7 protein-coding genes are annotated in these 7,682 nt (G+C 60.0%); 4 read left to right on the forward strand and 3 right to left on the reverse strand.

Features of this window, described 5'->3' with window-relative positions; all coding sequences use genetic code 11:
• Positions 1-3 precede the first annotated feature (3 nt).
• From AWB75_RS24965 to AWB75_RS24975, 3 genes are read right to left on the reverse strand one after another with little or no spacing between them, the layout of a single operon-like run.
• Entirely contained in the window at positions 4-1,164 is a 1,161-nt protein-coding gene (locus AWB75_RS24965; protein WP_061126716.1) for an ABC transporter permease, read from the reverse strand.
• A complete protein-coding gene (locus AWB75_RS24970; protein ID WP_061126717.1) occupies positions 1,161-2,105 on the reverse strand; it encodes an ABC transporter ATP-binding protein in 945 nt (314 codons plus the stop codon). Before AWB75_RS24970 ends, AWB75_RS24965 begins: the two co-directional genes overlap by 4 nt.
• Positions 2,102-3,058, reverse strand: coding sequence for an HlyD family secretion protein (locus tag AWB75_RS24975; protein ID WP_061126718.1), 957 nt, complete (start codon positions 3,056-3,058; stop codon positions 2,102-2,104). Before AWB75_RS24975 ends, AWB75_RS24970 begins: the two co-directional genes overlap by 4 nt.
• A gap of 248 nt (positions 3,059-3,306) precedes the next feature.
• On the opposite strand from AWB75_RS24975, the gene AWB75_RS38190 reads away from it, so the two are divergent.
• From AWB75_RS38190 to AWB75_RS24990, 4 genes are all read left to right on the forward strand, one after another.
• Positions 3,307-3,477, forward strand: coding sequence for a hypothetical protein (locus AWB75_RS38190; RefSeq protein ID WP_200823026.1), 171 nt, complete (start codon positions 3,307-3,309; stop codon positions 3,475-3,477).
• A gap of 66 nt (positions 3,478-3,543) precedes the next feature.
• Positions 3,544-4,101 carry a hypothetical protein gene (locus AWB75_RS39640; RefSeq protein WP_456061784.1) on the forward strand — a complete coding sequence of 186 codons (558 nt, stop codon included), beginning with the start codon at positions 3,544-3,546 and terminating at the stop codon, positions 4,099-4,101.
• A gap of 37 nt (positions 4,102-4,138) precedes the next feature.
• Complete coding sequence (locus tag AWB75_RS24985; RefSeq protein ID WP_096031703.1) at positions 4,139-6,562, forward strand: penicillin acylase family protein; 2,424 nt, start codon at positions 4,139-4,141, stop codon at positions 6,560-6,562.
• Between the two features lie 438 nt (positions 6,563-7,000).
• Positions 7,001-7,375, forward strand: coding sequence for a DUF4148 domain-containing protein (locus AWB75_RS24990; protein ID WP_087086806.1), 375 nt, complete (start codon positions 7,001-7,003; stop codon positions 7,373-7,375).
• Positions 7,376-7,682 lie beyond the last annotated feature (307 nt).

A 7,682-nucleotide genomic window follows, 5' to 3' on the forward strand; every position in this document is an offset into this window, starting at 1 on the left:
TCCCTAATCGAGCGTGCGCCGATAGAAGCGCAGCGCAATGCCCATGACGATGATGGTGAACAGCGCCATCGGCCAGACGGAAGGCCACAGGTCCGCCCAGCCATTGCCCTTGAGCAGAATGCCGCGGATCAGGCGGTTGAAATAAGTCAGCGGCAGCAGATTGCCGATGAACTGCGCCCACGCAGGCATGCCCGCGAATGGAAACATGAATCCCGACAGAAGGATGTTCGGCAGGAAATAGAACATGGTGAGCTGCATGGCCTGAAGCTGATTCTGCGCAAGCGACGACAACGTGATGCCCACGGTCAGGTTCGCTGCGATAAAGAGCAGCGCGGCGAGATAGATCGCGAACAGATTGCCGACGAACGGCACATGGAATACGAAGCGCGTGGCCAGCAGAATGATCGACGCCTGAATGAGACCGATGAACACGTAAGGCACGATCTTGCCCGTCATCACTTCGACCGGGCGCACGGGTGTCGCCAGCAGGTTTTCCATCGTGCCGCGCTCGCGTTCGCGCGTCATCGCCAGGCCCGTCATCATGACGAGCGTCATCGTGAGGATCACACCCATCAAACCCGGCACGACGTTGTATTGCGTGATGCCTTCAGGGTTGTAGAGGTTATGGACTTGTACGTCGAAGGCAGCGGGCTTGCCGTTCAACGATGCAATCGGTCCGGAGATGTCCTTGTTTGCGACCGACTGAATCAGCGCGGGCAGCGCGTTGCTCGCCTTGCTCACCGCGTTCGGATCGGTTGCATCTGCTTCGACAAGCAGCGCCGGCCGCTCTTTGCGTAACAGCTTGCGCGAGAAATCGGCGGGAATGTTGAGCACGAAAAGCACGCGCCCTTGCGCGAGTGCGCGGCGGCCGGCTGCGTCGTCGGGCAGCGTTTCGATGATATCGAAGTAGTCGGAATGCTTCATCGCCGCGATGAAGCTGCGCGTGAACGGACTTTGATCGCCGACGATGACGGCCGTCGGCAAATGCTTCGGGTCCGTGTTGATCGCATAGCCGAAGAGCGCGAGCTGCACGATCGGCAAGCCGACGATCATCCCGAACGTTATGCGGTCGCGCCGTAACTGCAGAAACTCCTTCATCACGATGCTCCACCAGCGCGTGACGGAGAATCGCCCGAACATTGCAAGCGGTCCGCGCGCGTTCATGACGTCACCTTGAAGTTATCGGTGGAGCGGCTCATCAAGTAGATGAACACGTCTTCGAGCCCAGTTTCAATGGGTTCCGCGCGCATTGCGCCGTCTTTGATCGCGTCGCGCACGGCCCGTTCGACCGCGGCGTGATCGCTGCCGCTCACGTGCAGCGCCGAGCCGAACACGACGGTCTGATCGATCCCGGGCGTCTTGCGCAAGCGTTCGGAAAGCGCGATCAGATGCTCGCCGTGAATGCTCCATGTCGCGAGGTTCTGCGAGGCGATCACTTCGTTCGCGGTGCCTTGCGCAAGCAGCTTCCCATAGGCGATATACGCGAGCTTGTGGCAGCGTTCGGCTTCGTCCATGTAGTGCGTGCTGACGAGCACGGAGATGCCTTTCGCCGCAAGACGATGCAGCTCTTCCCAGAAGTCGCGCCGCGCGGTGGGATCGACGCCCGCGGTCGGTTCATCGAGCAGGAGCAGCTTCGGCTCATGCAGCATGCAGGCCGCGAGCGCGAGGCGTTGCTTCCATCCGCCCGAAAGCGAACCGGTCAGTTGATTCGCGCGGCTTTGCAGGCCGAGCGTTTCGAGTGCGCGGTCGACGGTTTCGCGGCGGTTCGTCATCTGATAGATGCGCGCGACGAAGTCGAGATTCTCGCGGATCGTCAGGTCTTCCCAGTACGAGAAGCGCTGCGTCATATAGCCGACGTTGCGCTTGATCTCTTCGCTTTCGCGCACGATGTCATAGCCGAGACACGTGCCGCTGCCCGAATCGGGCGTGAGCAGTCCGCACATCAGGCGAATGGATGTGGTCTTGCCGCTGCCATTCGGACCCAGAAAGCCGAAGATTTCACCGCGCGCAACTTGCAAGGAGACATTGTTCACAACGTGCTTGTCGCCGAACCGCTTGTTGAGATTGTGTACGTCGATGACGTAGGGCGTGTCCTGCGCATTCATTGCAGCCTCACCGCGACAGGTTGACCGGGATGAAGCTTCGATGCATCGCTCGCTTGAGGGTGCGCCTCCACCATGAACACGAGCTTCGCGCGGTTTTCGTTGCTGTAGATGACGGGTGGCGTATATTCCGCCTGATTGGAAACATAGGTGATCGTCGCGGGCACGTCTTCGGCGCAGCCGTCGCAATGAATCGACACCGCGCGGCCCGTCGCGAGGCTGCCCACCACGTTTTCCTGCACGAAGAAGCGCACTTTCACGTTTTGCGGCGGCAGCATCTGCACGACGGGACTGCCCGCCTGCACCCATTCTCCGACGCGAAAGAGCGTGTCGTACACGAGGCCATCCGCAGGCGCGACGACGTGCTTCTGATCGACTTTCCACTGCGCCTGCGCGACGAACGCCTGCGCGGCCGCGACCTGCGCGCGCTGCGCGGCGATCTGCTGAGGCCGGCCCGGCAGGCGCGCAATGTCGACCTGCTCGGCGAGATCGCGCACCTGTGCGGCGGCTGCATCGGCGTTGGCGCGTGAATCGTCGAGTTGTCCTTTGGCGATGCCGCCCGCGCTGAACTGCGCTTCGTCGCGGTTCAACTGCAATGCGGCCTTGCGGGCGTTCGCGCGCGCCTGCGCGAGTTGTGCGCGCACCGAAGCGACTTCCGGCGCGCGCTTTCCTGTCAGGATGTCTTCGAGTTGCGATTGCGCCGCCGTAAGTTGACGCTGAGCCTGATCGAGCGCAGCGGCTTCATCGACGGATTCGAGCGCGAACGCGCTGGCGCCCGCTTTGACGGTTAGCCCGCGCGCAACCGTTAACGCCGTGAGCTTTCCCGACTGCGAAGAACCCAGATAAACGAACTCTCCTTCGACGTAGCCCTGGTAACTATCGCGTTCCTGATGAGAGCAGGCCGCCAGCGTCGCGGCGATGAAAAGGCAGATTGGTACGACAGCGACGCGGGTCATGGAGGATTCCGGCTTCTTGGTTGGTCTACCAAACACTACGCGAGGCAAAACGATGGTGTCAAGCGGAGTGCAGCTCCTGCAACACGTCTAGTGAAGGATAGGAAAGCACGGCGCCGACGGCTTCTCGTCTGGAGAAAACGGAACGCCCAACCCGTGTCTGATCGGTAAATATGACAGGTTCTCAGGTGGAGCGTGCGCGAGCAGGCATTACGAGTGCTTCGCTGAGTGCGACTTGAGGCGAATACGATATGGACGATATTTTGAAAATCGCGCAGGACTGCGGCTTTGCAGTGGTGTTGGAAGGACGGATCGGCAACCAGGAATACAACAGCGTGAGCGGGCCGGTGCAGGCATTGGAGAGGTTCGCGGAGGCGATTCGCGACACGGTTCTGCAGACGCAGCCACGGCAGAATGAGTGAGCGGCGGCATTCACGAATCGTTCACGTGTCCGTGAAGAATGCTAACGTCCACACTTGATTGTTTGGATGACGAAGCAATTAAATAGAGTTACCTTCGGGTGCTCCGTGAGGAATCGTCCAGCCGAAGAAGACCTGCGCTTCGACGAGTTTGCCCTCCCTAATGGTGAGGATCTCCGTATTGCGAAATGCGCTGCCATCTTTGAGGCGCAAGTCGTAGGTCACGAATACGCGATCTCCATCGGGAACGAGATGAACGAACGTGAATTCATTCGTGATATGCGCATTCGGCCAGCAACGCGAGAAGTACGTCGCTCGATCGAGTCGATTGTCGCGCGGACTCGTGAAGTGGAAATCGTCGGCGATAAGGGCTTCGATCGCGTCGCGGTTCTTCGCGACATAGGCCTCATAGACGCGTTTAGCGACGGATATCGAATCGAGGCGTTGGGCTCTGGCGCACATCATGTATCTCCTATGCTACGGCGCGTTGTTTCCAATGATTCGACGTTCGAGCGTGTAGTGAATCGACTTCCGGCGCATCGACTAATGTTTCCAAATGTAACTCTGATTTTCGAGGCGGCCTTTGCGCGTGCTTCGCAATCCAATTACATTGCAATATCCGCGTGACCCGAATCGACACCTATAAGAAAAAGGAGATACCCAGATGAAGGGAAAGAAGAGACAACGCTTGCTCGCGCTTACGCGTGGCGCGGCGATAGTCATTCCACTCGCGACGACAACAGCTTTCGCCGATGCGCCGAACGTCGAAACCATCGCCGTTGCGGGTCTTTCGCAGCCATCGGATATCCTGATCGACCGCTGGGGCGTGCCGCACATCTTCGCGGCCAATGACAGCGACGCGTTCTTCGTACAGGGCTTCAACGCGGCGCGCGACCGTCTGTTCCAGATCGATCTATGGCGCCGCCGCGGCCTCGGCGAGCTCTCGGAAGTTTTCGGCCCGGCGTACATGGAGCAGGACAAGGCCACGCGGCTCTTTCTCTATCGCGGCGATATGACGACCGAGTGGCAACGCTACGGACCCGATGCCAGGCCTGCGGCGACGCGCTTCGCAGCGGGCGTGAATGCGTACGTCGACTGGCTTGCCGCGCATCCGGACCGTATGCCCTATGAGTTTCGCAAGATCGGCTATTGGCCGGCGAAGTGGGGCGCCGACGATATCGTGCGCATTCGCAGCCACGGCCTCACGAGGAATTTGACCAGCGAAGTGGCGCGTGCGCGCGTGACGTGCAAGAGTTCGGTCGATGCGGACACCGTGCGCTTCGGCTTGCAGCCGCCGTGGAAAGCGCAGGTGCCCGCAGGCCTCGATCCCTGTCTACCCGACGATGTGCTCAAGGTGTTCACGCTCGCGACGCAAGGCGTGCACGTGACGAAGGAATCGATGAAGAGCGCGGATGCATCGACGACAGTCATCGCCGCCGCCGACAATCCCGAAGAAGTCACTGAAGGCAGCAACAACTGGGTCATCGCGCCATCGAAGTCGGCGACGGGTCGCGCGATCATGGCGAACGATCCGCATCGTGCGTATGCAGCGCCGAGCCTGCGGTATATCCAGCAGATCAGCACCCCGACGCTCGATATCATCGGCGGGGGCGAGCCTTCCGCGCCGGGCATTTCGATCGGACATAACGGCTCGATCGCTTACGGTCTCACGATCTTCAATATCGATCAGGAAGATCTCTATGTGTACGAGCTGAACCCGGCGAACCCGCGGCAGTATCGCTATAAGGGCAAGTGGGAACCGATGCGCGTCGTGCGCGAGCAGATCGCCGTGCGCAATGGCTCGCCCGTCACTGCGGATCTGCTGTTCACACGACATGGTCCGGTGATCTATACGGAAGAAAGCAAGCATCGCGCATTCGCGGTGCGCACGGCGTGGCTCTCGCCGGGCATGTCGCCTTACTTCGATTCGATGCGTTACATGCGTGCGAAGAACTACGCGCAATTCAAGGCCGCGCTCGCGACGTGGGGCGCACCGACCGTCAATCAGGTCTTCGCGGACAAGGACGGCAACATCGGCTGGGTGCCGAGCGGCCTTGCGCCGATTCGCCCGAACTGGGATGGCCTCATGCCCGTGCCTGGCGATGGACGCTATGAATGGGCGGGCTTCTGGCCGCGCGATGCAATGCCATCGGTGTATAACCCGGCGCAAGGTTACTTCACCACATCGAATGAAATGAACCTGCCCGCAGGTTATCCATATGCGGAGCGCAAGCTCGGTTTCGAATGGACCAACGGTTCGCGGCATCAACGTATCGACGAGGTATTGAAGTCGCTGCCCAAGGTGTCGATCGAAGACTCGGAGCGCTTGCAGAACGATATCGTTTCGATTCCGGCGCGCAGGCTCGTCGCGTTGCTCGCACCGCTTTCGAGCGATGACGACGACACGCGCGCCGCACTCGCGATGCTCAAGGGCTGGGATGCGCACATGGGCGCCGATTCATCGCAGGCGGCGCTCGAAGAAGTATGGCTGTCGCGACATCTCGGACGTGCTTTCAAGGAAGCGGTATTGCCGAAGAACGCGGCGGCGTCGTTTGGCGCTCCGGACACGGCCGTGATGCTCGACACGCTCGAACATCCCGAGACGCGCTTCGGCGATGGCGCGCAAGCCAAACGCGATGCCGTGCTGCTTTCGAGCCTGCGCGATGCTTATGGCGAAATGCGGCATCTGCAAGGCGCCGATGCGAGCCAGTGGCAATGGGGCAAGCTGCAGACGAACCTGAATGCGCATCCGCTCGCCGATGTCGTCGACGTGGACATGCGCGCGAAGCTCAACGTCGGGCCGATCGGAAAAGGCGGCAGCGCATACACGCCGAATCAATCGACTTATCGCGCAAGCGATTTCCGCGAGACGAATGGTCCTTCGTTTCGCGTTGTCGTGGATGTCGGCAACTGGGACGCCTCGCGCGCGGTGAATCTGCCCGGAGAGTCGGGCGATCCGGATAACCCGCATTATCGAGATCTCGCGCAGATGTGGCTCGACGGGCAATACTTTCCGTTGCTGTATTCGCGCTCGGCCGTCGAAGCCGCGACGGAAAAGCGCGTGCATCTCGTGCCGGACACGCATTGAGCATCGGTATCGCGAATAGCATTGTTGCGGGATCGACAAGGCATCTTCAACGCAAGCGGCGATGATCTTCGCGCCGGCTTGCGTCACAATTGAATCGCGGTGGACGGGTGCTGGCTGGCGCCTTACCGGACTCCTCATCCGGTTTCGTCCTCCGCGCTTCCTTCTTCTCCCTTCTGATAGTCCCGTTCAAAGCCGATGCGATGTTATGCGCCTCTCGACGGGAAATCTTGTCTTGTCGCGGGAATAGATGCCCACGTGTCTGGGTTAACTAATCGAAGCCTCAACGCTTGAAACCCAGGTGTCGACCGGAGTTAGCGCTTTACTCCTGTCCCATGCACCGCTCGAGTGAGTCGAAGTCGCGCAAGGGCCCTGTGCGTTCGATGAGGTTCGTGGATCGCGTGCGATCCGGTCAACCTTTTCCCGTGGAGTGTGAACATCATGAACGCTATCGCCAAAGTTATCGTGTCCGTCGCTGTCATCGCTGCACCTGCATTCGCTTTTGCACAGAGCCAGAACGCGCCACTGACTCGCGCACAAGTGAGGGCCGAGCTCGTGCAGTTGGAGCAAGCCGGCTATTCGCCTGCCATGGGCGAGCAAGCCAACTATCCCGCCGACATCCAGGCTGCGGAGGCGAAGGTGGCTGAACAACAGAAGGCGAACGAAACCAATGAGGCCTATGGTGGCGCGCATTCTGGCGATGCGGCGTCGGGCCCTGGATCGGCGCGTACGCCCATGTCGATGCGGCACGGTTCGTCATCGGCGTCGGATTGCGTCGGGCCCGCCGGATTCTGCACGGCCTTTTTTGGAAGCTGAGCCTATCTATTGGCGCGAGGAGATCAGCCACCGATTCTCGCGTTCGAGGTCTCAGATTGGGGAATCTGGATTTCGGACGTGTCGTTTGGGTGTAGAAAAATAATTTGCGAAAGGGGCTTGCGATGGCGTCATCGGCCCGCCATAATCTCGTTTCTCTGCTGCTGACAACGCAGCGACGCAAGACGGTAGGCAGGTTTGACGGTCTTGCGATGTGCTCTTTAAAAACTAATAGCCGATAAGTGTGGGCGCTTGATGGCGAGTGCGGTTTCAGTCTTTCGAGGCTGGAGCAATAGCAAAAGTAATCAAG

The sequence above is a fragment of the Caballeronia catudaia genome, assembly GCF_001544755.2.
GTDB lineage: Bacteria > Pseudomonadota > Gammaproteobacteria > Burkholderiales > Burkholderiaceae > Caballeronia > Caballeronia catudaia.